General features: G+C 64.3%; 18 protein-coding genes. 6 read left to right on the forward strand and 12 right to left on the reverse strand.

The genetic code is table 11. The annotated features are described in order from the left end of the window. Nucleotides 1–26: 26 nt before the first annotated feature. Nucleotides 27–956, forward strand: a complete 930-nt coding sequence (locus tag E5679_RS04950; protein WP_171042247.1) for a glycosyltransferase — start codon at nt 27–29, stop codon at nt 954–956. A gap of 77 nt (nt 957–1,033) precedes the next feature. On the opposite strand, the gene E5679_RS04955 is transcribed toward E5679_RS04950, so the two are convergent. Further along, entirely contained in the window at nt 1,034–2,008 is a 975-nt protein-coding gene (locus tag E5679_RS04955; protein WP_138413983.1) for a glycosyltransferase family 2 protein, read from the reverse strand. Between the two features lie 153 nt (nt 2,009–2,161). Here E5679_RS04955 and E5679_RS04960 point away from each other — a divergent pair, with 153 nt between their 5' ends. Beyond that, complete coding sequence (locus E5679_RS04960; protein WP_171042248.1) at nt 2,162–3,379, forward strand: lipopolysaccharide biosynthesis protein; 1,218 nt, start codon at nt 2,162–2,164, stop codon at nt 3,377–3,379. On the opposite strand, the gene E5679_RS04965 is transcribed toward E5679_RS04960, so the two are convergent. From E5679_RS04965 to glf, 5 genes are read right to left on the reverse strand one after another with little or no spacing between them, the layout of a single operon-like run. Continuing rightward, entirely contained in the window at nt 3,376–5,418 is a 2,043-nt protein-coding gene (locus tag E5679_RS04965; RefSeq protein ID WP_138413985.1) for a DUF6541 family protein, read from the reverse strand. The genes E5679_RS04960 and E5679_RS04965 overlap by 4 nt on opposite strands. Before the next feature lie 58 nt (nt 5,419–5,476). Beyond that, nucleotides 5,477–6,211 carry an ABC transporter ATP-binding protein gene (locus tag E5679_RS04970; protein ID WP_138413986.1) on the reverse strand — a complete coding sequence of 245 codons (735 nt, stop codon included), beginning with the start codon at nt 6,209–6,211 and terminating at the stop codon, nt 5,477–5,479. A gap of 2 nt (nt 6,212–6,213) precedes the next feature. After that, nucleotides 6,214–7,071: an ABC transporter permease gene (locus tag E5679_RS04975; protein ID WP_138413987.1), complete on the reverse strand. Its 858-nt coding sequence runs from the start codon at nt 7,069–7,071 to the stop codon at nt 6,214–6,216. Next, complete coding sequence (locus E5679_RS04980; protein WP_138414302.1) at nt 7,068–9,059, reverse strand: glycosyltransferase; 1,992 nt, start codon at nt 9,057–9,059, stop codon at nt 7,068–7,070. Before E5679_RS04980 ends, E5679_RS04975 begins: the two co-directional genes overlap by 4 nt. An 11-nt stretch (nt 9,060–9,070) precedes the next feature. After that, nucleotides 9,071–10,258 (reverse strand): UDP-galactopyranose mutase, encoded by a 1,188-nt coding sequence (gene glf, locus E5679_RS04985; protein ID WP_138413988.1) that lies wholly within the window; start codon nt 10,256–10,258, stop codon nt 9,071–9,073. A gap of 356 nt (nt 10,259–10,614) precedes the next feature. On the opposite strand from glf, the gene E5679_RS04990 reads away from it, so the two are divergent. Continuing rightward, complete coding sequence (locus E5679_RS04990) at nt 10,615–14,313, forward strand: FtsK/SpoIIIE domain-containing protein (RefSeq protein WP_249335994.1); 3,699 nt, start codon at nt 10,615–10,617, stop codon at nt 14,311–14,313. A 3-nt stretch (nt 14,314–14,316) separates the two neighbouring features. Here the strand turns inward: E5679_RS04990 and E5679_RS04995 are convergent, their stop codons facing one another. Further along, nucleotides 14,317–14,742, reverse strand: a complete 426-nt coding sequence (locus tag E5679_RS04995) for a hypothetical protein (RefSeq protein ID WP_138413990.1) — start codon at nt 14,740–14,742, stop codon at nt 14,317–14,319. 239 nt (nt 14,743–14,981) lie between these two features. Between E5679_RS04995 and E5679_RS05000 the strand changes: the two genes are divergently transcribed. After that, nucleotides 14,982–15,230 (forward strand): WhiB family transcriptional regulator, encoded by a 249-nt coding sequence (locus E5679_RS05000; RefSeq protein ID WP_043127419.1) that lies wholly within the window; start codon nt 14,982–14,984, stop codon nt 15,228–15,230. A gap of 96 nt (nt 15,231–15,326) precedes the next feature. Here the strand turns inward: E5679_RS05000 and E5679_RS05005 are convergent, their stop codons facing one another. The 4 genes from E5679_RS05005 to E5679_RS05020 all read right to left on the reverse strand — a co-directional run bounded on the left by E5679_RS05005 (nt 15,327) and on the right by E5679_RS05020 (nt 23,730). Further along, nucleotides 15,327–16,799: a sensor histidine kinase gene (locus tag E5679_RS05005; RefSeq protein WP_138413991.1), complete on the reverse strand. Its 1,473-nt coding sequence runs from the start codon at nt 16,797–16,799 to the stop codon at nt 15,327–15,329. A gap of 110 nt (nt 16,800–16,909) precedes the next feature. Beyond that, nucleotides 16,910–21,775, reverse strand: a complete 4,866-nt coding sequence (locus E5679_RS05010) for an NAD-glutamate dehydrogenase (protein ID WP_138413992.1) — start codon at nt 21,773–21,775, stop codon at nt 16,910–16,912. A gap of 93 nt (nt 21,776–21,868) precedes the next feature. Then, on the reverse strand, nt 21,869–23,155 hold the full coding sequence (locus E5679_RS05015) for a CpaE/TadZ family protein (protein ID WP_138413993.1): 1,287 nt from the start codon (nt 23,153–23,155) through the stop codon (nt 21,869–21,871). Beyond that, on the reverse strand, nt 23,152–23,730 hold the full coding sequence (locus tag E5679_RS05020) for a CpaB family protein (protein ID WP_338055883.1): 579 nt from the start codon (nt 23,728–23,730) through the stop codon (nt 23,152–23,154). The genes E5679_RS05015 and E5679_RS05020 overlap by 4 nt, the downstream gene beginning before the upstream one ends. Before the next feature lie 213 nt (nt 23,731–23,943). Here E5679_RS05020 and E5679_RS05025 point away from each other — a divergent pair, with 213 nt between their 5' ends. Beyond that, on the forward strand, nt 23,944–24,165 hold the full coding sequence (locus E5679_RS05025; protein ID WP_138413995.1) for a helix-turn-helix domain-containing protein: 222 nt from the start codon (nt 23,944–23,946) through the stop codon (nt 24,163–24,165). Nucleotides 24,166–24,175: 10 nt separating this feature from the next. Here the strand turns inward: E5679_RS05025 and E5679_RS05030 are convergent, their stop codons facing one another. Beyond that, complete coding sequence (locus E5679_RS05030; protein ID WP_138413996.1) at nt 24,176–24,727, reverse strand: hypothetical protein; 552 nt, start codon at nt 24,725–24,727, stop codon at nt 24,176–24,178. Nucleotides 24,728–24,884: 157 nt separating this feature from the next. On the opposite strand from E5679_RS05030, the gene E5679_RS05035 reads away from it, so the two are divergent. After that, on the forward strand, nt 24,885–25,727 hold the full coding sequence (locus tag E5679_RS05035) for a LysM peptidoglycan-binding domain-containing protein (protein ID WP_138413997.1): 843 nt from the start codon (nt 24,885–24,887) through the stop codon (nt 25,725–25,727). Nucleotides 25,728–25,735 lie beyond the last annotated feature (8 nt).

Here is a 25,735-nt window from a genome sequence, read left to right on the forward strand (position 1 = left end):
CCCGTGAACATCGGATTGCAGCGATAGTGTCCACCTTCAATCCACCTCATGATCTCCCTGACAGGATCGCCAATGTCGCGCAGCAGGTCGACCTTGTCATTGTCGTCGATGACGGCTCTCCCAAGGATCCGAGCGATGTTCTCCAACGCATCGAGGCGAAGGGCGGCAAAGCAATTCGCCTGCCTTTCAATGCAGGGATCGCCGCGGCATTGAACGCGGGAATAAACCACGCCATCCACCATGCTTCGCCCGACTGGTTTGTCACGCTGGATCAGGACTCAGAGATGAGTCAGGGGTATGTGGAGGCGGCCCTGGCAACGGCAGATCGTGCGCGGTCAGCGGGAATTGAGGTGGGCTTCATCGCTGCTGAATCCATCAACGGGCATATCGGTCTGGTGCGCGATCCTGGCGCCGATTTCCCCGAGGCCTTCGATCCACTGCAATCGGGATGCGTCATCCCCGCGGAAACCTTCCGTCGGGTCGGTCTGCTTGATGAAGATCTGTTCATTGATGCAGTGGACTCGGACTTCACCATGCGGGTGAGGCAGCAAGGCCTGCGAGTCCTCATGGGCAAGGGGTGCGACCTGACCCATACCGTCGGGGAGGCACGTCCGATGACGATCTTGGGCTGGCATGTCACGCTTCGCGGCAAGAAGAATTATGTGCATTACCACGCGCCGTTCAGGGTCTATTACATCGCGCGGAATGGCGTGATCCTCGTCAAGCGATATTTGCTGTCCGATCCGGTGTGGGTTGCCAAACGTCTCTACACCGAAATCATCCAGCACATCGTGCGACTCGTGTACGGACCGCACCGCCGTCAGCATCTCAGAGCATTTCTCAATGGGGTCCGCGACGGCTTGCGCGGCCACCTCGGACGAATTGACGATAGCCTCGCGGCCAAGCTCACGGTCTCCCCGTCACCCCATGATGACGAGTCTGTGGGACTGAAGTAGGAGAAGTCTGGGGGGCGAGCCACTCGGCGGCATCGGCGCGTCGACCTTGCCCACCCCGCTTGGGACCACCCTCAGGTCTACTCCTTGGATGCCAGAAGCTCCCCTGGCATCACGGGCTTCGGGGAGGTGGTGAGCCCCTGCCACAATCCTCTGCTGAGGGATGTCAGCCAGAGCTTCTTCGATCGCGAGGCAGGAAGAATAGTCGCAGCGAAGCGGACCAGATCCGCGGCCTTTGCGGAGACGCTGCCAGCCAGCCCCGTTGCCTCGGTATCGAGCTTCGTCAGCCAGAGATGATTTCGGACGTAGTAGAAGAGTCGGCCAGCCATGTCAGGATTGGCTGCCTTTACGGGATGCTTCACAACGCTCTCGGGAACGAACAAGCCGACCGATCTCCGAGCCAGCCGCCTCGTGTACTCGGCGTCGTCGAGCCAGATGAAGAAGTCCCGGTGCGGCAGCGGCATGGTTGCCGCCATCCGGAGGTTCACCAGCACGCCGACAAAGGTTGCGTGCGTGATGGCGATGCACCCTAGAGCACGGGCCCTCAGCTGTTTCTCCGGACTCGGGTCCACCGCGGGGAGATGGCCCGGATTGAGCTCGTCCCCGTCTTCATCCTTCACCGCAGACGCGAGAAATCCTGGGGCAACATCGGCGTGCGCAGCGACCTCAAGCAGGGGTGCCAGACTGTCGGGGGCTGGCTCGGCGTCGTCGTCCATGAGCCACGCATACTCGTGCCCCTTGGAAATGGCGAGCTCCACACCCCACGCGAACCCGCCGGCACCGCCGATATTCGAGCCGGTTTCGAAGAGAGTGGCGGAGGGAAATTCCGACCGAACCAACTCAACGCTTCCGTCTGTGGATCCGTTGTCCACCACAATGATCTCGTCCGGGGCTGGCACTTGAGCGGCGACTGACGTCAAACACCTACGCAGCAACTCCTTGCGATTGTAGGAAACGATGACAGCAGCAACGCTCAACGCGGTCTCCCTCTCAATGCTGGGGCCCGCGCCCCAAACCAGCTTCTTGTCCGCCCGTCGACTCGCACGGCTCCTCAAGACAGCCTACCAAGGGCAGGAAGGAGCCTCAGAAGCGATCGGTAGACTGGGTTCTGGCCCCGTCGGGCCCACGTTGTGGCCACATTCCGCCGCACGTATCCAGCGAGAGGAGTGGACTGAGTGGGCCCACGGTTTGCGATGGTCAAGCGGCTGATGAGCTTTGCGCTAACGACTGGGCTCTCAACCGTCGTCGGCCTCGTCGCCGTGCCGATCATCATTGCGGGCGCCGGCCCAGAGCTGTGGGGCATCCAGGCGGCCGTTCAGACGGCTGCCACCCTTTTCGGCGTGTTCGTTGCGTTTGGCTGGGGAACAACGGGGGCCGCGGAGATCGCAGGGCTGACCCCTGATCGCCGCCCGCAAGAGTACCTCAATTCCCTTGTGAGCAGGGCGTATCTCCTCGTGCTTGTGTACCCAGTCATGGTCGTGGTGATGGGTGCTCTCAATCCGCAGCATCTCGTCCTCGTCGCCGTCGGCTCGGCGGCCTTCCTGATGCCGTTCGTCGGAGCCTCGTGGTACTTCATCGGTGAGGCTCGCCCGGCCCGGCTCTTCTGGCTCGACGGCTTTCCCCAGACGCTCGGCATCGCCGTCAGCGTAGGTGTGATGCTCCTTAGCCGTGACTTGGTAGCTGTCCTGGCCACCCAACTCATCTTCAACGCATGCGCGGTGGTTGCGTCGGCGAGGCACATCATCAGGACGAGCGCGAAGGGACTACATGTGGATCTGGGCGTGCGAGAAGCGTTCCGGCGGCTGAGGCATCAGCGCCACGCCGTTGCGACTTCGGCAACTGCCGGACTCTACGTGTCGATGCCCCTGCTCATCCTCAACGCCGTCACACCGTCCACGCTGAGTCTCTATGCGATGGGCGACAAGCTCTTCCGCTTCGGTCTGACGGCATTCGCCCCTATCCTTCAGCTCATCCAGGGGTGGCTGCCCGAAGGCGGTCCCGAGAATCTTCGGCACAGGATCATCCAAGCCGCCCGGCTGACCCCAGTGATCGCCCTAGCTGGAGGGGCGGCCATTGCGCTGCTCGGGCCTTGGGCCGCAAGTTTCCTTTCTGCACACCGAATCGACTTCGGCCTCTCGCTCTCGGTGCCCTTCGGAATCGCTTTCTCTGCAGTGGCTATCACCCAAGTCATCGGCCTGGCCTGTCTAGTCCAGCTGCACGCGACTCGTGCTCTTGCCCGATCAACGCTCGTGGGAGCCCTGTGCGGTCTCCCGCTGATCGTTGTCGGTGCCGTTACTACCGGCTCTGTCGGGGTCGCTTGGGCGCTCGCCGTCTCGGAACTCGCCGTGCTCGTCTACCAATATGGCGCGATGGCCCGTCGGCTGAGGGACCGCCTATCCCAGCTTCAGGCTGCCCCGCCCCGCTAACTGTGGCAGGGCAGCACCTTGAAGAGCTTTGCGTGGCCCTGCTCTGCGACGAGTGTCACCGCAGGAGAGTTCTGCAGGTTCTCGAGTCCGGGATACGCATGGCTTCCGCCGTTGACTTCTTTCGATCCGAAGTCGAGGACGTATGACACCCGGAGGTCCTGAATCGCCCGGCACACCTGCGCATCGCTCGCCGCGTCGCGAAGGCCATTCTCGACCTCCTGCATCTCAGGAGTCCCGCTCGTGAGGATGTGCAGCTGGAGCGTCTTTCGGTCTGCGAAGGCATAGGCAAGGGGCGTTCCCGTCCAAGGGTTGGCCGCAATCTCCGCATCGGGGGGCACAATCTGGTCGAGGCGGTCGATGAGCGCCATCTCATCGGAATCGACGAGGGGCGAGTCCGGCGTCAGGGTGTAGAGACCTCGAGCGTTAACCCGCTCCGTTGCAACCTGGCCGTACTGCGCCGCCAGTACGAGGACGACTCCCAACAAGGCCGCTCCCGCCGCCGAAAGGAGGAACCCTGCGCGGCTCTGGCCTCGAGCCGTCAAAGGCTCGGGTCGCCTTTGGCTCGCGGGCGCGGACTGTGCTGAGGATTCAAATTTCGAAGCGAACCCAGCCCACCATCGAGCCGTCTCCAAGACCCCGGCGACGGCGACCGGGATGAGAACCATGGGCAGGAGAGCTGCCAATCGGAAAGCGTCGTTGTACCAAACCCCGGTGACATAGTTCCGGAATGACCCTGCAGGCCAGCCCGAAACGACGGCATAGAGCGCCACGCCTGCTGCGAAGAGCGCCAACACCGACCAGGCCGCGCGACGACGAACGAGAGAATAGACACCGATGAGAATGAAGATGGCAACACTCCACGTTGCCAGCACTCGCATCGGTGCTCCGAGAACAGCCTCACCGACGGCCTGAGCAAAGGTCTGGGTGGGCGGCCAGAACGCCGCATCCGCTGGTGGCCGAACAAGCTTCCACGCCAGGATCGTCACCACGAGGAAGGCCGCGAACCCGAGAGTGGCCGCGAGAACATGCTTCCATCCCGTCCGTCTGAACGTCCCCAGCCCGCCGCTGAAACTCCTGGACAGGTAACGCGCGTAGACCCCCGCTGAGAGGACGAAAGCGAAGGCCAGCAGCGCCATGAAAGCGTTGGGGTGGGCGATCGCCACTCCGATTGCTGACGCCCCGAGGGCCATCCATTCGCGCAGAAGAGGGCCGCTACCTACGCCTAGCCTCATGGCTCGAAGAAGCTGGGCGGTGCAGGCGGGAAGCAATGCGAGACCCAGATAATTCGGGTAGAGCACGCCAAAGTCGAGGAGAAGCAAGGGGAACGCGGCAAAGGCTGCGGACAGAAGCGCGCCGGAAAAGACAGCAAGTGGGTTGCGTCCGAACACCGTTCTCACGAGGAAGAGCACTGAGAGCGGCCACACGAAAGCACCGATCACGAGATTGGCCGCGTTCACCGCGACCGGGATCGGGGCGCCGGAAGCCAGCTGGACCAAGGAGGCCAGAGCATGCCATCCAGCCGGATAGAACGGGATACCGCTCATGCGTCCGACGTCGAGCGACGATGCTGAGCCCGTCTCTTGAATCCAGCGGATGGCATTGAGGTGAAAGACGTTGTCGAACGTCTGGGAAAAACTGTTCGGGGAAACAAAGGCGATCAGCAGATCCCGGCCAAGGAGGGCGATTGCCCCGATCAGACCTGCTGCGAGCGCAGCAGGATAGAGCCACGCGAGGCGGGACTCCCCCCTTGAGCCCAGCACCCAGGTCAAGCGCGGTCGCGGCCACTTGAATGCCCAGCTCAAGCCCCACACGATCAGGACCCCGACCAGTGCCGTACCGACAAGCGGAAGGGCTCCCCACCTGACGTGGATGAAGGGAGCCACGGTTGATGCAATCGCGATGAACGACATCGAAAAGGCTGGCGCGAGTCCGACCGCGGCGAACCCCTTGAAGCCAAAGCTGATGCTGGCAAGAATGCCGGGAACCACCAGCAGAAGGGCCGCAATGCCTATTGCTGGTAGAGCCTCCAGCCAGCCCACAATCTCTCTCCTTTTCGTTGTGCTTCAGAGCCAGCCGCTGCCAGCGCCCTTGAGGGCTTCAGGATCTTTCTGCTCTCAGCATGTGAATCGCCTCTTCCACCCTGCCGTCGAACGCGACCCGCCCTTTCTCCAAGAGCACCCCGCGTTCGCAGATCTCCGGAATCAGATTCAAATCGTGGCTCACAACTACAAGGGTTTTACCCTCGGCCGCGAGCTCCTTGATCTTCGCGATGCATTTGCGCTGGAAGGGCTCGTCGCCCACCGCGAGGATCTCATCGACCAGAAACACCTCGGGATCGGTGTGCACGGCCACTGAGAACGCGAGACGGAGATACATTCCAGAGGAATAGAACTTCACTTCGGTATCGATGAACTCGCCGATCTCGGAGAACTCGACGATCGAGTCGAACCGTTCCTTGATCTGCTGCTCGCTCATGCCGAGGATCGCCCCGTTGAGGTAGACGTTGTCGCGGCCCGTGAGGTCGTGATGGAAGCCGGCCCCCACTTCGATGAGTCCGGCAACTCGGCCACGGGTCAGGACCGAGCCGCTATCGGGCGTCATGACCCCCGAGATGTGCTTGAGCAAAGTCGACTTGCCGGAACCGTTGAAGCCGAGAAGTGCCACGCTCTCACCCTGCTCGACGGTCAGCGACACGTCGTTGAGCGCGTAGAACTTCTGGCTGAGATCCCCTTTGCGTCCCCTCAGAAGCCAGACCAGAGCCTCCTTGAGCGACCGAGTATGGCGCAGAACGAACTGCTTGCTGATATTGCTGACTTCGATTGCCGTGGCCACCGCTAAAGCTCCTGCGCAAAGCGGCCCTCGAGCCGCCTGAAAGTGAATTGGCCGATCACCGTGACGATGAGGGACACGACGAGGCCGACGGGAAGCCACAGGGTCATCAGCTGAGGCGGAAGCTCGGCGGTCCCACTCGTGGTCGGATACCAGAAGGCGTAGTGGAAGATCTCGACCGCAATGGTGATCGGATTGGCCTGATAGACAGCAAAGAAGCCGGCACCCAGGGTGTTCCTGACCATCGTCCACACGTAGAGCACCGGCGAAGCCCACGTGACCACCATGAGCAGCAGGTCGACGATATTCTCGAAGTCCCGGAAGTAGACGTTGACAGCACCGAAGAACAGACCGAGTCCCGTGGCCAAGAGCGCGACGACCACGAAGCCAGCGACGGCGGCAGCAAGCTGGAGCAGGGACGGGTGCCAGCCCGAGAACACGCAGGCAACGATCAGAACGAGCAGCTGCGGGAAGAAGTGAACTCCCGAGACCCAGACAGATGCCACCGGGAAGAGTTCACGCGGAAGGTAGATCTTCTTGATCAGGCTCCCGTTGCCGACGATCGAGCGTGCGGCGTTGCCGAGAGCCTCGGTGAAGAAGTTGATCAGGATGATGCCCGAGAAGAGGTAGACGGCGTAGTTCTCTGTCCCCTTGTTGAGCCCGAGGAATACGCCCAACGCCAAGTAGAACACGATGAACTGGACGCCGGGCTTGACGTAGGACCAAAGGAGCCCGAGAACCGATCCTCGGTATCTGACCTTAAGTTCCTTGCGGACTAGGAGCTTGAGGAGAAACCGCGCACGGATGGTGTCGGCCAGACCCGAGCCGACGCCGGGCCTGACCAACTGCTGGCTTGTGCTCACCGAGAATCGCTCACCGTATGCTCGTCGAAGGTCTTCTTCCACGCCTCGATGGACGTGAGGTCGTGCAGTGCATTCTTGTATTCAGTGCTCAGGGAACGCCAACGGGCTACGAGCTCCCCATGAAGCTTCGCGCTGTCGGCCAGCATGCGTCGCAGGACGCGGGGGTCCCGCTGGTACCAGGATGCTCCCGTGCCCTCCGCGTTCGACACGACCGCCGAATCGTACTGGGACATGCGCCACCATTTGTTGTCCATGTGGGGGATATTCGCCTGCGGTCGCTCCCTGCTCGAATCGACAACGGGCTTGACCAGCTGCTTCGCAACGGTCTTGAGGGCCCACGGCACGAGCATGACCTTGTTCGGACGGCTGAACCCCTGGCCGTGCCGGGGTGGCTTGGCCATTCCGGGGGCGGGAAAGTCATCCGGGTCAGGCCTGAACACGGAATCCGTGTGCTCGGAGAGCATCTTTCGGATCTCCGGCAGCTTGGTGTTCAGAAGGCCACGAAGCTCCTCCGGACCCTTGAGGAGGTCCTCGATGGCCCAGGCTCGACCTTGAGCGGTCGCGTACTGCATCGACACGAGGTGCTTGACGTCGTCCTGCTGGAGCTCGCGGATCACGCGCCCGCCCAGCTCATAGGGGCTGTGCAGAAGTGCCGTGATGGCGCGGTTCCGCGTGTGGAAGTAGGCCTGCCAACCGACGAGGTCGTCCTTGTCGATCCACGAAACGTGCCACACTGCTGCCCCGGGCATCGAGACGGTGGGGAAGCCGCGCGACTTCGCCCTCAGCCCGTACTCCGAGTCATCCCACTTGATGAAGATCGGGAGCGAGAGGCCGATCTCGCGGATCACCGAGGTCGGGATGAGGCACATCCACCAGCCGTTGTAGTCGACGTCGCAGCGTCGATGGAGCCACGGAGTCTGACGCAGGTTGGACACCATGAAGTCGTGGCCGAGTTCCATCTCCTCGCTCGGCAGAGCGGGCTGGATACGGTACGGGTTGACCACTTCGCCGAAGGTGTGGAGCACGGTCCGGTTGTAGAGGTCGAACATGTGGCCGCCGACAATCGTCGGCGTCTTGCAGCGGTCGGCGAAGGTGACAAGCCGGAGGATGCTCTCCGTTTCGACCACGATGTCGTCGTCCATCAGCAGGGCGTAGTCACTGCCGTTGGCAACAGCCTCGTACATTCCTCGCGAGAAGCCGCCGGAACCGCCCAGATTCGCCTGCTCGATGACCCGGAGCCGGCTGCCCAGCTGCGCCTTGACCTCGGCGAAGCCGTCCGCCTCCGACACCTTCTGCGTGCCCTGATCCACGATGAGGATCTCCTGGAGGACATCGAGGGCGTCGGCGTCCTGCGCGAGCAGGCGAAGGTTGTCGAGACAGAAATCGGTCTTGTTCAGGGTGGTGATCTGGAGAGTGACGCTGCCTCGCTTCGGGGCTTCGCCCGAGGCCTGCCATTCCGCGCGGCGGATCGCGACCGGCTCTGCCGCCGCCACAACGTCGAACCAATACCAGCCGCCGTCGCCGAACGGCTTGAGCGAGAGATCGAACGCGGTGGTGACGTCCCCTTCCACCCGCTGCGAATCCACCCGCTGCAGAGAACCGCGCGCATTGGACTTGTACACGACGACGGCGCCCGCACCGGAGGTCGTGACGCTCAGCCGAACGGAGTCAATCGTTGTCCAGCGCCGCCAATAGCTCGCCGGAAACGCGTTGAAGTAGGTGCCGAAGGAGACGCGCTCCCCCGGACGGACCATCATCGAGACCCGGGACAGGAAGTCCTCTGCGTGTGCTTCCCTGGCCGGGCTGCTGATCGTCCGGGGCCGCTTGTCGCGCTTGGTGGACTCGCCCGTCGTCGGAATTTGGACGCCCGCGGCGGTGCCCATGTCCACGTAGAGGGGCACGGTGTCCATCTGCGCCTGGGGCGGGAGGATGACGCGCTGAAGCGTCTGCCATTCGTTCTGGGACTGATCGTCGAGGGTCTGCGTCATGTCGACCGCCGTCACTCGTCCACCCCTCCGCTCACGAGCGCCTCGCCGCCCGCGAAATGAGGCTTGATCTTGTTGTCGAACATGCTGAGGGCCGAGCCGATGGCCATGTGCATGTCGAGGTACTTGTAGGTCCCGAGGCGCCCCCCGAACAGGACGGACTTCTCATCCTTGGCGAGGTCGCGGTAGGCGAGAAGCTTGGCGCGGTCCGCTTCCGTGTTCACCGGGTAGTAGGGCTCATCGCCCTTCTCCGCGAACCGGGAGAACTCGCGCATGATCAGCGTCTTCTCGGTCTGGTAGTTGCGCTCCGGATGGAAATGACGCGGTTCGATGATACGCGTGAACGGCACGTCGTCGTCGTTGTAGTTGACGACTGAGGTGCCCTGGAAGTCTCCGACGTCGAGGACTTCCTCCTCGAAATCGATGGTCCGCCACGAGAGGTCACCCTCTTTGTACTCGAAGTAGCGGTCCACGGCGCCGGTGTAGACGACCGGCACATTGCCCACGACATTGCCCTTGCTGATGGGCTGCGACTCGTCGAAGAAATCGGTGTTGAGCTGCACCGAGATGTTCGGGTGGTCAGCCATCCGCTCGATCCAGGCCGTGTACCCGTTGGTCGGGAGGCCCTCGTAGGTGTCGTTGAAGTAGCGGTTGTCGTAGGTGTACCGCACGGGAAGGCGGGAGATGATACCGGCGGGCAGGTCCTTGGGATCCGTCTGCCACTGCTTGCCGGTGTAGTGCTTGATGAAGGCCTCGTAGAGCGGCCGCCCGATGAGCTGGATGCCCTTGTCATTGAGGTTCTGCGGATCCGTACCCGCCAGTTCCCCGGCCTGCTCCTCGATCAGGGCACGCGCCTCGGTCGGCGAGTAGTTCGCACGGAAGAACTGGTTGATCGTGCCCAAGTTGATCGGAAGGGGGAAGACTTCGCCCTTGTGCACGCCGTAGACACGGTGGACGTAGTTGGTGAAGGTCGTGAACTGGTTCACGTAGTCCCACACGCGCTTGTTGGACGTGTGGAAGAGATGAGCGCCGTAGCGGTGCACTTCGATGCCCGTCTGGGCATCATTCTCGCTGTAGGCATTGCCCCCGATGTGATGGCGGCGGTCGATCACCGTGACCTTGAGTCCGAGCTCCTTGGCTGCCCGCTCTGCAACCGTGAGGCCAAAGAAGCCGGATCCGACGACGACGAGATCAGCGTCCACAAATTCTCCTGTATTAGGGGCACGCCAGTGCCGCGGGCACTGGCCTTCCTGCGGTCCAAGACTACCGGACGACGCTGAAGCGCCTTTCCAGCCCCGAGGTTATCCACATAGGAGCCCTCACCGCCTCCACGGATCACGCGGCTTCCGTAGCCTCGAATGAAGGAAGGTTGGGGGCACCTGTGGAATTGCATTTCACTCTTGTGGCGGGCGCCGACGCCGCGCGCACACCGGTGCGTCATGAGCTGGTGGCGTACGCGCGAGCTGGCACGGCCGGAAGCGAACTCGAAACGGCCATCGAACAGGCCAAGGGCGTGAGCGGAATCACCTTGGGGGGCCGGGCGCTGAGCTCCCTCACGATGGGTGAGCCTCCACTCAGCGATGGCGCCACGCTCGTGGCCGGCCAGGCGGGAGAGCTGCGCGACAGCACAAGCTGGCCTCGTCTCTGTCTCGCTGTCCGTTCAGGCCCGAGCGCCGGCTTGCTCCGGCCCCTCCTACGCGGCGTCTACAGGGTTGGCAGGGGCGATGGCGAGCGGGCGCCTCTGCCGGGCGTGATAGCGATATCCGACCCGCAGTTGTCCCGGTTCCACGCAGAACTCCGGGTAAGCGACACCAGCGTGGAGATCATTGACCGCGGCAGCACGAACGGGATCTGGGTGGAGGGACGCAGGGTCCGCACGGCTCACCTCGTTGCCGGGCAGAGGGTTCGGATGGGGTCGTCCGAACTGAGTCTGGAGTTTCCGGACGACGTCCTCCTCGATTCGACAGCGGGCCTGGGTTATGGCCAACCGCTGCGAGTTGTTCGGGATGCTCCTTTCCAGAGGACGACGGCGATGCTCGCCGCCGCGGCCCTGCCGCTTCTGTTCGGCCTCGGCATGGCGATCCTCACCGGCCAGTGGATGTTCCTCGCCTTTTCGGGTGTCTCGGCCCTCACCCTGCTCCTTCCACTCGCCGAGGCGATCAGATGCCGCGGGGCCTTCGCGCGGCGGATCAGCGAAGCGCTCGCCGAGGATCTTGCGAGACGCTTCGCGGCGGCGCCTGACGCGGCCGAGCTGGGCTTGGCCGGCGAGGCGACGGCGCGAACGAATGCTGCCCGCCCCCGCGACCTCGTAGTTCGCCTCGGCGTCGCGGCTCTCCCTGCCGACCTTCAGATCGACCCTGAGCCTCCGTCCAAGCCAGCACACGCGGCGGTGCCGCTGACTGTGCCCCTCGGAGGAGTCATCGCCCTTCGCGGCAGTCCTCGTGCCATCGAAGGCCTCGCGCGGTTCCTGCTGCTGCAACTGGCGGCCTTCCCAAGCTGCTCTGAAGTGACGGTCGTCCTCGCCGGAGGAAGTCGGGCTCTCCGTACCGACGCCCGCTTCGCACCCCGAATCACCGTGCTCTCCGAGGCGGAGCTGGCTGATGCCGCCCGGACGTTTGCGCGGTTCTCTGCTGAACGCGTTGTCGTCGTTGTTGTGCCCGACTCCAGCATGGGGATCGAGGAGGATGCCGTTCGAGCCTGCGCGGAAGCGGCGGCTGCACGCGGCTACTGCGTTGTGGACGCAACGCGAGCGGTCCGGCCGCCAAATATTGTGGTCGACGTTGACGAATTCCAGGGAGCGGTCCTCAGAGGAGCGTCACGACAGCCCTTCCAACCGGATCTGGTCCCAGCACGATCTTTCGAAGCCGGTGCGCGGGCTCTGGGGCGCCGGGCTTTCGCTGCGGAGCCATCCAGCCTCCCCGGGCGGCTCGGGCTCGCCGATATCATCCCGAACACCGTCGGGAGCCTCTGTGCGGCCTGGAGCAAGAACGCAAACGCCAACGGCGGTCTCCGCGTTCCTGTGGGGCGGGCCCTCCACGGACCGGCCGAGATCAACCTCGTCTCCGACGGGCCGCATGTCCTGATCGCCGGGACCACGGGGTCTGGGAAATCTGAGCTGCTTCGCACCCTCGTCGTTAGCGGAGCTGCAGCCCACTCCCCGGCCCGCCTCACGTTCCTCCTGATCGACTTCAAGGGAGGCGCGGGGTTGGAGCCGCTTGCCGGGCTTCCACATTGCGTGGGCCTTCTGACGGACCTCGAAGACGACATGCATCGCGCTCTCGCGTCGCTTCGCGCGGAACTGAAGCGTCGGGAGAGGCTGCTCGCTGACCTTCGCTGCGCCGATATCGACGACTACGCGCAGCAGTCGTCGGGAGAAGCCCTCCCCCATCTGGCGATTGTTGTCGACGAGTTCCGCATGCTCGTGGAAGACGCGCCCGAGTCGCTCGCCGAACTCCTCCGCGTGGCGACAATCGGCCGATCCCTTGGCATACACCTCGTCCTTGCGACCCAACGACCCCGAGGAGCCGTCACGGCCGATATCCGCGCAAACATCGGGTCAGTGATCGCCCTGCGCGTCGCGTCGGAGGAAGAGTCTCGGGACATCCTCGGCTCTCCCGACGCCGCGAGAATCTCTACAGATATTCCTGGACGGGCCGTACTGGCCGTGAACGGCCGTGAGCCGTTCGAGTTCCAGACAGGATCCTTAACGTCTGCGCCCATGCCACCAGACTCCGAGCGCGTGGAGCTCACTTCTGTCGAAGACTGGCTCAGCGGCGCTCGACTTCCTCGCGGCGAATCCAGCATGACGGCGGCTCTGGCGGCCGAACGCTTTGTCCGCATGACGAGGATGGCGTGGGAACGTATGGGAGGCGGATCGTTGAGAAAACCGGTTGCGCCTCCGCTGCCTCTCGAGGCCGGGCCGACGGCGACAGGAGGTCTGTGGATCCCCTTGGCCATCGGGGACTATCCAGACAGCCAGGAGACCGCGGTGCTTTCCTGGGCTCCCGAAGAACAAGGTCACCTTGCGTTGCTGGGAACGCGGGCTGGAGGTGTTGATGTCGCCACTGCCGCTGTCGTCGGCCAGCTCGCAGGCGCCGAAAAGGAACGCCACCTGTATCTCCTCGACGGCGACGGCTCACTGACCCACCTCTCGGGTCGCAGAAGAGTCGGGGCTTATGCCGACCCCTCCGACCTTCGGCTCGCGGCCAGGATCATCGACCGGGTTGCTGATACAGCAGCGGCCGAGGGAATCCCTCTCATCCTCGTCGTCTCCGCCTGGGGCAACTGGATCGCCGCCTTTCGCCAGAGCGCTCAGGCCTCGGCTGAGGACCGCCTTCTGGATGTCCTGCGGGCGGCTCCACGCAACATCACCCTGGTGCTCTCGGGTGAACGAGAGCTCGCGGCCTCACGCGCTTTCGGGGCCTTGCCGTGCCGGCTGTTCTTCCCTCTCGGCGTGACAGCTGAAGCCCAGCTTGGCTGGCCGGCCCTTCCCTCAGGGGCAGCAGTTCCGCTCAGAGCCATAGCTACAGGACCCCTGAGCCCGGGAGGCCCAATCGCCGCCCAGTGCTTCCTCCCGCCAGACGCTGAGGAGCCCGCACCACTCGACGAGCATTCGTCAGCGGTGCCGCCGCCGATCCGGGTCGAGCCTCTCCCGACGGTCGTCATGGCCGCAGACGTCGGCCACCGGATTCAGCAGGGCCGGCGATTCCGACGGGCACCGACGCGCAGCCTCGCCGTAGGTCTCGGCTGCGATTCCGAGCCCGTGGTCCTTCCGCTGAAGCCAGGGGAGGTGCTCATGGCCCTCGGCAGGCGTCGAACGGGAAAGACATCACTCCTTGCTGCCCTGCCCGCAATGAACCCGCACCTCGTCTGGCACCACGTGACACGCGAATGGCTGGCTGGGTCTGCCCCTGCCGAAGCAGACCTGAGGCAGGAGCCGCAAGCAGAGTCGCCCATCCTGCTCGTCGACGACGCGGACCAACTCAGCGCGGCCGAGAGCCACGCATTGGCCTCGGCGGTGCGCGCCGGCGCGGTCGTCGTCGCCACGGCGGACCTCCGCCCCGGCCTCCTCTCGCGGTGTCCCTTGGTCATGCCAGGAACTGTTGTTCGCTCGGGAATCGTCCTCGCGCCTCAATCACCCGCTGACGGAGAGGCGTTCGGGGCTCGTCTCGAGCCGCTCGGGCGAGTTCCACCCGGGCGTGGTGTGGCAATTGCGGAGGGCGAGCTCACCGAGGTCCAGCTCGGCACACTGGGATAAGGATCAGTCGGCAGAACTGCGCACGGCGCGCTGGGTGGCGGCGAACACCGGCTTGGTGAAGAGCAGAACCAGGGCGGCCGCCGCCGGGACGAGAATCAGAAGGCCGTAGAGAACATAGCCGCCGGTCATGGTCGGAAGACCGATCGTCGCGGCAAAGAGCTGGACCACAAGAACCGCTGACCGCGTCCAGCGATATCCCCGGGCGAGGAGAAGCCCCGCGAAGGCGATGCCCACCCCGAAGAGCGCCAGCAGCACCATGGTGAAGATCGCGCCACCAGGCGAGACCTGCGCTTGGCCGTTGGCGAGCTCAATCCCATACAAGACAGCAAGCGCTAGAAGCACCAAGGCCTCAAGCCACACAATAGCGACGAGGACGACAAGTTGGACGGGCCTTGCCTGTCCCGGGGAGGACGGCGTGGAAGACTGCACAGGCTGAGATTACCGAAGGCTCGGGGTCTCCCCGAATGCCCGAGAGGCGAGTGGCTCAGATGTGACGCATCCCTCGCCTCAGCGGCTCAAATCCTCGGCCTTCCCCCTTGTTTACACCCAGTTAACGTGACAACCTTAATGAAGTTGACCGCGGGGCCCCAAGTAGGCCCCTTTGCTTTGGGACGCCTCGTGAAAATCTTCACAAGCGCATCCCCCGGAAACGGAGTACTTCAAGAACTATGGACTGGCGTGATCGTGCTGCCTGCCTGGACAAGGATCCCGAGCTCTTCTTCCCCGTGGGGAACACTGGCCCGGCACTGCTCCAGATCGAGGAAGCGAAGAGCGTCTGCCGCCGCTGCCCCGTCATCGACACCTGTCTCCAATGGGCGCTTGAAAGCGGTCAGGACGCTGGGGTGTGGGGCGGAATGAGCGAAGACGAACGCCGCGCTCTCAAGCGCCGCGCGGCCCGCGCGCGTCGCGCCTCCTAAACCGATCCCTTCCCCAGGGGGAACCACTCCGCCCGCTGCGCCTCGCGCGGCGGGCGGCGTCGTGTCCGGGCCAGAACCCTAGAACTCGCTCAGGGTTCACCTGCGGCCCGGACGAAGATGGATTGTCACCTCGGTTCCGCCCCCGGACCGCGGGCCCCACTGAATGGACCCTCCGAGTTCGCTCGTCACCAAAGTCCTCACAATCTGGAGCCCAAGACCCTCGTGGCGGATTCCGTGCTCAGGCATGCCCACGCCGTCGTCCGCCACGGTGACCTCGAGCGTCTCCTCGCCAGATTCTTCCCGCCCGCGGCGCGCAATGAGCCAGACGGTCCCCGAACGATCCTCAAGGCCGTGTTCGACGGCGTTTGTCACCAGCTCGTTGATGACGAGCGCCAGCGGGGTCGCGAGGTCGCTCGGAAGTCCGCCGAACTCGCCTTCGCGCTCCGTGGTGACGTGCTGATTGCCCGCAGCTACCTCGGCGGAGAGACGGAACTGCCTCTCGATGAGCTCGTCGAAGTCGACGTTCTGGGTGAGTCCTTGGGACAGCGTCTCGTGGACCAGGGCAATCGTTGCGACTCGCCTCATCGCCTGTTCGAGGCCCTGCCTGCCCTCCTCGCTCTTCATGCGGCGGGATTGCATCCGCAGGAGCGCAGCCACGGTCTGGAGATTGTTCTTGACCCGGTGATGGATCTCGCGGATCGTGGCGTCTTTGGTCACGAGCTCCATTTCCCGTCGCCGGAGTTCTGAAACGTCGCGGCACAGCACCAGCGCCCCAAACCGTTCGCGCTCGTCGCGAAGCGGAATGGCGCGCAGCGAAAGGCTCACGCCCCGTGATTCGATCTCGCTGCGCCACGGCATCCGGCCCGTGACGACAAGCGGGAGAGTCTCGTCCACCAGCCGCCGATCCTTCAGGAGGTTCGTCGTCAGCTCGGCGAGCGATCTGCCCTCGAGCGAATCGAAGCCGCCCAACCTTCGGAAGGCGGAGACGCCGTTCGGACTCGCGTATTGGACGATGCCTTCGGCGTCGAGGCGAATCAGCCCATCGCCCACACGCGGGGCGCCCCGCCTCGATCCGGTCGGCGAGGCGAAGTCGGGCCAGAGTCCCAGGGTGCCCATCCTGAGCAGATCGTAGGCACACTGCCGGTACGTCAGTTCGAGACGGGAGGGCATCCGCGAACTCGAGAGATCCATGTGCGATGTGACGACCGCGAGCGTCCGGCCATTTCGGACGAAGGGAACGGCCTCCACCCTCAGAGCCATCTCTGCGTTGAAGCTCGTCTCATGACTTCGCTCGATGCTCTGGCTCACCCATGCCCTGTCGACGAGGGGCCGCAGATCACCTCGCACCTTCTCGCCCACGATGTCCTCATGGAACACAGTGTGAGTCGTGGACGGCCGCACGTGCGCGAGGGCGGTGTACCCGCCCTCGGGGTCCGGGAACCACAGGGCCAAATCGGCGAACGCCAGGTCCGCAACGAGTTGCCAGTCGCCGACGAGCAGATGGAGCCACTCGGCATCGCCCGGCCCGAAGTCGGCTTGTTCCCTGATGGTGTCCGTGAAGAGGGCCACCGCACCGCCTTGTCGATAGAAAGCACTTGCTTGTCGATAGAAAGCACTTGGCCGCGGGGGCACAGCCCACGCGGCCTCCAGCCGGCGCGCCTCGTAACGAGAACGAAGACCTAATGACGGACGATCGACCGGAGCAGCCTCAATGCTACCGACAGCGAGGCCATGTCGTCGCTCTCGAGCGCGTTGACCTCCTTGAACATCGTTGCCGCCCGGCTCAGCGACTCCGCATTCTGGGATTCCCAGACGGCGAGCCGTTCCTCGGGCTTCGTCCCAGCAGGAGCAACCTCCATGACGGAACGGGTGATGTCCGCCACCGTGCTGTAGAGATCGTCCCTGAGCGCCGCACGTGCCAGCGCCTGCCACCTGTCATTGCGCGGAAGCGCCGTGATGCGCTCGAGGAGGGCGTCGACGTTGAAGCGGTCGAACACTGTGTAGTAGACCCCCGCGATCTCCTCGACACCCTCCGAGGAGGTCTGCGCGATGCGCGCGATGTCGAGCAGCGCGAAGCTCTCGAACAGTTCCGCCCACCGCTGGGCGAACTCCTCCGGGAGGCCCCAGGCCCTGCCCCGTTCGAGCCATCCGCGAACGCGCTCCGCGTCCTGGCCCCGCAGGTACTGCAGAAGGCGCGACTGCAGGGCGGACATCGGCTTGGAGTAGAGGTCCACGACCTCTCCGATCGTCCGGCTTCCGGTCCCCTGATGGATGAGCCATCGCAGGGCGCGGTCGAGCAGACGACGGATGTCATGGTGGACCGTGGTCCAGTGTTCGGTTGGGAATGAGGCCGGGAGGGAGTTGACGACCGCGATCATCTCATCGAGCTGATACAGCTCGCGGAGCGCCACGAAGGCCTTCGCGACAGCGGAATCCGTTGCGCTCGTCTCCTCGATGGCGCGGAAGGCGAAGGCGATCCCGCCCATGTTGACCATGTCATTGGCCACGACGGTCGCGATAATCTCCCGTCGCAGCGGATGAGTGTCCAGCTCTTCCCCGAACCGTTCGCGAAGCTGCTTCGGGAAGTACCGCTGCAGCGTCTCCTTGAACCAGGGATCGTCGGCAAGATCACTCTGGCCGAGCGACTCGGCAAGCTCGATCTTGGCGTAGGCGGCCAGAACCGAAAGCTCCGGGGAGGTGAGGCCCTGCCCCTGCTCGAGGCGGCGGTGCAGCTGCTCGGTCGTCGGGAGGGCTTCGAGGTCGCGGTTGAGGTCCGCGTGCTGCTCGAGCCAATCCATCATGCGCTCGAAGCTCGGGCTCCATTCCGCAACCCGCGCCCGATCGTTCACGAGGAGGATGTTCTGGTCGATGTTGTCGTCCAGAACGAGACGCGCCACTTCGTCGGTCATCGATGCGAGGAAAGCCGCTCGTTCATCAGCGGAGAGCTTCCCGGCCGCGACCATGCGATCCACGAAGATCTTGATGTTGACCTCGTGGTCAGAGCAGTCCACTCCAGCCGAATTGTCGATCGCGTCGGTGTTCAGGATGACGCCCTGGAGCGCGGCCTCGATGCGCCCTCGCTGGGTGAAGCCCAGGTTTCCGCCCTCGCCCACGACCTTGACCCGCAGGTCCCGTCCGTCCACGCGGATCGCGTCGTTCGCCTTGTCGCCGACTTGGGCCTGAGTCTCGGTGCTGGCCTTGACGTACGTCCCGATGCCACCGTTGTAGAGCAGGTCGACGGGGGCAAGCAAGATCGAGCGGAGCATCTCGTTCACGCTGAGCTGGGTGGTCCCGGCAGGCAGGCCCAGAGCTGCTCGCACTTCCTCCGACACCGGAATCCATTTGGCTGTTCGGGGGTAGACGCCACCGCCGGCGCTGATGAGTTCCTTGTCATAGTCGTCCCAGGACGAACGCGGAAGCTGGAAGAGCCTGCGTCGCTCGGCGAACGAGGTTGCGGGGTCAGGGTTCGGATCGAGGAACAGGTGGCGGTGGTCAAAAGCCGCAACCAATTTGATGTGCTCCGAGAGCAGCATCCCATTGCCGAAGACGTCGCCCGACATATCGCCAACGCCAACGACGGTGAAGTCCTCCGTCTGGGTATCGACGTCGAGCTCGCTGAAATGCCTCTTGACGGATTCCCACGCGCCGCGGGCCGTGATGCCCATCGCCTTGTGGTCATAGCCGACGGAACCGCCCGACGCGAACGCGTCCCCGAGCCAGAAGCCGTATTCCGACGAGAGGCCGTTCGCAATGTCGGAGAAGCTCGCAGTTCCCTTGTCGGCCGCGACCACCAGGTACGGATCGTCATCGTCGTGCCTCACGATGCCCGCGGGAGGAACGACCGTTTCACCCTGTTCGGCGGTCGAGACGCGATTGTCTGTGAGATCGAGAAGTCCCCTGATGAACGTCTTGTAGCTCTCGATCCCTTCAGCTAGCCATGCTGCCCGATCCACGGAAGGACTCGGAAGCCGCTTGGCGAAGAAGCCTCCCTTGGCGCCGGTCGGGACGATGACTGCATTCTTCACGACCTGAGCCTTGACCAGGCCGAGGATCTCGGTCCGGAAGTCCTCACGCCGGTCGGACCAGCGGAGACCGCCGCGAGCGACTTTGCCGAAACGCAGGTGAACGCCCTCGACCCTGGGCGAGTACACCCAGATCTCGAACATCGGTTTGGGCGAGGGCAGCCCTTCGATCTCAGAAGGCCGGAGCTTGATGCTGAGGTAGGACTTGTCGAGGTAGTAGTTGGTGCGCAGCGAGGCGTCGATGAGGTTGATGTAGGTGCGAAGCAGACGGTCCGCGTCGAGAGTAGGCACCTGCTCGAGCTGCTCCGTGAGCTCGGTACGCAGTCGGTCCATGGTCTGCGAGCGCCGCTCGGAATCAAGGCTCGGGTCGAAGCGGGCTTCGAAGAGCGCCACCAGCCTGCGCGTGACGGCCGAGTTCGCGAGAAGCGTGTCTGCGATGAAGCCGAGCGAGTTGGTGTTCCCCGTCTGACGCATGTACTTCGCGTAGCTCCTGAGGATGACCACCTGACGAGACGTCATCCCTTCTCGGAGGACGAGCCGGTCGAGGGTATCGGACTCCGTCTCGCCCGAGAGGGCCGCCCCAAAGGCGTCAGCGAGAAGATCGCCCGTCGCGAGCGGATCGACGCCGGCTGGGTACTTCAGGCCGAGGTCGTAGAGGAAGAAGTCGCGCGCGTCCGCAGTCTCAATCTCGAAGGGCTTCTCGTCCAGGACCTCGAGTCCGAGGTTGTGGAAGTACGGGAGGATCTGGCTGAGGCTCTTGGGCTCGAGCAGGTACAGCTTGACGCGCGCGTCCTCCTCGAGCTCGTCCCCGACCCCTGCTGGGACGTAGACACGGACGGATGGGCGCTCGGGCAGCTCTTCACCCTCAGCCTTCTCCGCCTCCGCCCGCTCGGCTGCGTACTCCTCGAAGCGCTCGATGTCCTCGAGCGCGTCCTCAATGCTGTAGTCCACGCGGTAGGACGCGGGGAAGGCGTCCTGCCACACGGCGGCAAGGTGTTCGGCCTCCTCGAGCGGCCGATTCCCGTGCAGAATCTCGGCGATCCCTTCTGCCCACGACCTCGTGGCGGTAACGAGCCGCTGCTCGAGGGCCGCGCCATCCGCAGACTTGATGTCCGCGTCCTTGGGAAGACGGATCCGGAAGTAGAGGCGGGCGAGGGCCGAGTCGCTCAGGTGCGCGTCGTAGTCGATCTGGTCCGAATGGAACTCCTTCTCGAGCTCGACCTCGATGCGCCGCCGAACCGCCGTGTTGTAGCGATCCTTCGGCAGGTAGACCACCGCGTTCATGAACCGCCCATACACGTCCGGCCGGAGGAAGAGCCGAGTTCGGCGGCGCTCCTGCAAAAGCTGGATTCGCGTGACCGTCTCGAAGAGGAGGTCGGCGTCAATCTGGAAGAGTTCGTCACGAGGATAGGTCTCGAGGATCGCGAGGAGGTCCTTGCCCGAATGCGAATCGGCAGGGAAGCCGGAGCGACGCATGACGGCTTCGATCTTGTCCTTCACGATCGGGACGCTTCTCGCCGACTGAGTGTAGGCGGACGATGCGAAGAGACCGATGAAGCGGCGCTCGCCGTCGACCTGGCCCTGGGCATCGAATCTCTTGATGCCGATGTAGTCCAGATAGGCGGGCCGGTGGACCGTGCTGCGCGAATTGGCCTTGGTGATGACCAGCGCTCGACGCTCGCGGGCGTGCGCCTGTCCCTCGGCGGTGAGGTGCTGGAGCGCATGGGCTCCGTCCCCACGGAGGAGCCCTAGGCCGCTCCCCTCGACGAGTTCGAGAACATCCTCACCGTTCTCTGTCTTGAGGTCGTATTCCCGGTATCCGAGGAAGGTGAAGTTCCCATCCTCGACCCAGCGGAGGAGTTCCTGCGTCGACCTCAGGTCGGGGATGTCGCGGGCACCGACGACTCCGTCGAGATCGTTCGCGATCTGGATAGCCTTGGCACGCATGGCCTGCCAGTCGTCAACGGCCGCTCGCACATCTCCGAGGACTCGGCGGATTCCTTCGACGATCTCGGGCTTCCGGCTCGAGGACGCGCGGTCGATCTCGATGGCGATCCAGGATTCCATGTGGGTGGTCAGATCTCCGTTGGCCACGAGCCGGCCGAGCTTCGGCAACGCTGCCGTGTCGCCGCTCGTGAGGCCCCATTGGGCCGGCACCCGCTCCACTTCGACGAGGACGTCGTCGGCACGGCGTCGTGTCACCACGAACATGGGGTGCACCACAAGATGGATGGCGGAGCGCTGACGGATGAGCTCGGCGCTCACAGAGTCGACGAGGAACGGCATATCGTCCGTGACGATGTAGACGATGCTCCGGCTGCCTTCGTCGACAATATCGATCTTCGAGGTACCCGCGCGGCGCTCATCCGCCAGGACGCGGTGGTGCCGCGCCCGCTCCGCCAACGCCTCAGCCGGGTAGGACTGCCGGTCCTCTTCTGCGAGATGTTCGTAGTAGTCGGCGAGGAAGCGGGCTTCCTGCTCGGCTGTAGGGAACGGGGTCTGCTGCGCAGTTCCGGTCGACACGGTGAAAATCGCCTCCAGGGAGCGGACTGTCCACTGCAGCGTTGCAGCGTTGAAACGAGCCTAGCGCGGCAGGATCGCTCCTGCCCTGTCACTTCACACAGCACTTCTTCGATTTCGCTGTCGTGAAGGACAAGCGAATTCCCGGATAGCGCTCCTCAGGCTGCTGTCGGGGGCTGATTCGAGCAGCATCTGGCCGCCGAAAAGAGCCGCGTCCGCCGTTTCCGGCTCGAAGGGAACGAGGGCGGCGATCGGGCGCGAAGGCCCGAAGCGATCCCACGCTTCCCGCAGCGACCGCTCGGGAAAGCGTCCAAGGGAGGCGCGTCGAACCTTGTTGAACACCACGTCGGGAGTTACGCGGGGCAGGCTTCTCTCGAGGTCGTTCAAGGCGCGGACGAGCCGGGGCATCCCGATGGCATCCGCTGCCCCCACCGCTACGACGCGATCCGCGACCTCAAGCGCGAGGAGCGTCGTGGCGTTCCGCCGGGGCGCCACAGTGTCGAAGGCCATCTCCTCGTCAGCCTCCACCGAGAATCCCGCATCGACGACCACGACGTCGCTGAGGGCGCGGCACCCGTCGAGCACAACGCCGAACGCCGCGGCGCGCAGTTCCGCCCACCTGTCCGAGCGAGTGATTCCCGTGAGCACCCGAAGTTCGCCCGTTCCTGCAACCACGGCCGGGGCGAGCCGTTCCAAGTTCTCAGCCGTGAGCATTCCCTGATCCGCGAGGCGACAGGCCTGAGCCAGGCCTGCTGACTCATCGAGCAGACCAAGATGTGCTGCTACAGAGGGTCCGTATGTATCTGCGTCGACGACCGTGACCCCTCTGCCCGACGCCGCCATCTCGGCCGCGACGTTGAGCGCAAGGGTGGTCCGTCCGGGCGACCCGATCGGCCCCCAGAAGGCAAGGACTTGGCCGCGGGCCTTCCCCTCGTCGCCCGCCGGGGCCTGCTCGCCGGGGACCGGCTTGGCGAACACAGATGGCCGGGCTCCAGGGAGGGAGAAGGACGGCGACGGCGAATTGTCGGTTGGCATCCCTGCAGCCTGTGCGGCATCAGCAATGACGGCGCCAATATGCTGTACATCCGCTGATTCGGACGCCGTCATCAATCCGAGAGCCTCAAGGCGACGCCGTTCGCCGTCGTCGTCCGTGAGACAGACCAAGCCCACCCCAGATGTGGCAAGCCGGTCGGCAAGAGTCAGCGTCACGTCGGCAGTCGCACCTACGACGACGGCGACCCGCGCGAGACCGCTCTGGCATGCCGCAATGAGCTCCGCTAATTCTTCGCAACGTCGCACCACCGCAACGACGCCGCTCCGCGATTCGAGGGCGACAAGGGGGTCATCCTGATGGGAACCGATCGCAACGACTGGAATGCTCATGATCCGCGGCCTGAAGGATTCCAGACGACACTGACCTTCGCCTTGTTCGCCTGTGCCCCAAGGAGCGCGGGGAGCTGCTGGGGGTCGACGAGGACATGGACCACCGTCTCGCGCTGCCCGCCGAGGGCGGACGCAGAAGTCTCCACGTGGGCCACCTCGGCGGCCGGCACGAGCAGCTTCGGCTCTGCGTAGCCATTGCGGCCATCCGAGAGGGCGACCCATACGTCCACGCGCACCCCCGCGACAATCGCTGCCGGTAGCGCTTCCGTGAGGTTGATCGAAACGGGCCGACGGCCGAGCCGATCAGCAGAGCCCAAGCTGGACACCGGGACCAGGTCTCCCTTCGGAATGCGCTGCACGGCGACTCGGCCCGCAACTTCCAACGGTTCGCCCAGATAGCGACCCTCGGCATCTCCCAAATGCACCTCGACCGCGATGAGATCATCACTGCCCACCGCGTCTCCGACCCCGATGTTCTCTCGCGCCGCATACACGATCGTCTTGATCTCGGCCGCGCGGACCAAGGCTACAACGCCTGAGATGGAGAGCAGGACCAACAGAACTCCGACGAGCAATCGCGGATCCCTCCACGATGGTCGCCTCAATCGTCCGCTTTCGGCCGTACTCAGCGATTCCATGACCACTCCCCCACTTCGGTCCGCTCACTGGTCGAGCAGCTCCGCCGCCAGTCTGGATCAATCCTCGACGAAGACGAACCAAGGGGGACAAAACACGCCAAACGATATGCACAAAGGCCATCGACACCCCGAGACTGGCACAATGGGGGCATGCCTCGCTTCCTGACGCTCGCGGACGTGTGCGAACAGCTCCAGATCAGCACCGCCCAGGCCTATGCCTTGGTTCGCAGCGGCGAACTCAAGGCGATCCAAGTGGGCGGGCGTGGGCAGTGGCGGGTCGAAGACGTCAAGCTCGAGGAATACATCCAAGCCAGCTACGCCAAGACCGAACGGATGCTCGCGGAGAGCCGTTCCCTGCAGAAGCCTCGCTGAGGGGCGTCGCTCACCCCAGAGAACTGACCGCGATGAGCGCGGCCAGCGGAATCACGGTCGTTCCCTCGACTTGCCGTCGTCCCCAGCCATCGCTAGCGCGGGCGATCTCGACATAGTCTCGCCCGACCACATCGATCACTCCGGATACAAGCAGAGCCTCCGCGCGCCCAGCGTCCACGTGACACGTGACCGCCGCCCTGCCTCGCGCGAGCGCTCGGAGGGCCGATCCCAGGGTCAGTTCCCTCCGGACCCTCGACACCTCCAGCCGAGCATCACGATTCAGTCCCACGACAGTGACGATGCTTGGCAGAGGGACGAGAAAGCTCCTCGGCCGTGCGTCGAGGGCAAGCCAGTCCATGGCCACCTCAACGGGCCGCCCCTTGACCCGAACTCCGCAGGCCAGGAGGAGCTCAACCGCCCCGTGATGTGGGCGCAGCCGATCCGCCAGCGTGAGCAGTGCCTGCTCCGCCCGCGCCAGATCTCCCGCCTGATCCTCGACCAGAGCGCGTTCGGCAGCAGTCAGTTGTGATTCAAAGTCGTCGAAAAGAGCCCCCCAGCGCATCCCCTCACCCTAGGTATCACTTGCCTTGCGGGCAACGCGAAGATGCACTTCCGCTGGACATCGGTTGTGAAACCGATTCAGACTTGGTCAAACAACACCAAATGCCACCAAACCGCATACGGCCTTGCTAACCAAGGCTCCAACAACTGGGGGACCCATGAACAAACACGAACTCAGCGCGGACGGCCTGCTGGCCGTTCTCGTCCTTGTGCTCGCGGCCGGGCTCGCCGGCATCGGCAGCCTTCTCCCAAGCGGTCCACATCAGGGCATTGACGCGCTCCTTGGACTCTGCGCCAGCACAGCCGGGGTGGGACTCGCGGCGTGGTGGTTGGGCTCCACATGTCTCGCGATCGTTTCCGCGCTCCTCGCAGCGGCGGGCAGTTACCGGTGGGCCCGTTGGACGGGCGCCCTCGCTCCGGCTTTCATGCGCCGCCTCGCACTGGGCGTTCTTGGGCTCAGTCTCGTCGCCGCGCCATCGGCCTACGCCGTGTCGGAGCCTCTGGATCCCGCATGGCGGGTGAGTGCAGTCGAGACGACCGCCGCTGCCACAGAGAACCCGGTGCCTTCGCAGAACGAGAACGAAGCCACTCCGCAGAAACGGGACGAACAACCCTTACCAGTGGTGGGCGAACACCCGGAGATCGTGGCCGAGCCGCTGCAGGAACAGGCCAAACCTGCTCAGGCGGCTGCGCCAGAGACGATTCTCCCCCGTTCGGCGGAGACCGCTCTTCCCGAGGCATGGACACCACAGCCTGAACAATCCCCGAGCGGCCCGCTCACAAGACCGGTAACCAGGGACTCAGTGACACCTCCGAGCATGGTCGAGGTGCGGCCCGGCGACTCCCTCTGGAGCGTGGCTGCCCGGTATCTCGGCCCGGGAGCGAGCGCGAGGGATATCGCAGAAGCCTGGCCCGACTGGTTCGAAGCCAACCGGTCCGTGATCGGTGACAACCCGGATGTGATCCGTCCGGGTCAGCTCCTCGTCGCACCCCACCGCTGACTCACCTC

Origin of the sequence: Sinomonas gamaensis (assembly GCF_005876955.1) — a bacterium.
GTDB classification, from domain to species: Bacteria; Actinomycetota; Actinomycetes; order Actinomycetales; family Micrococcaceae; genus Sinomonas; species Sinomonas gamaensis.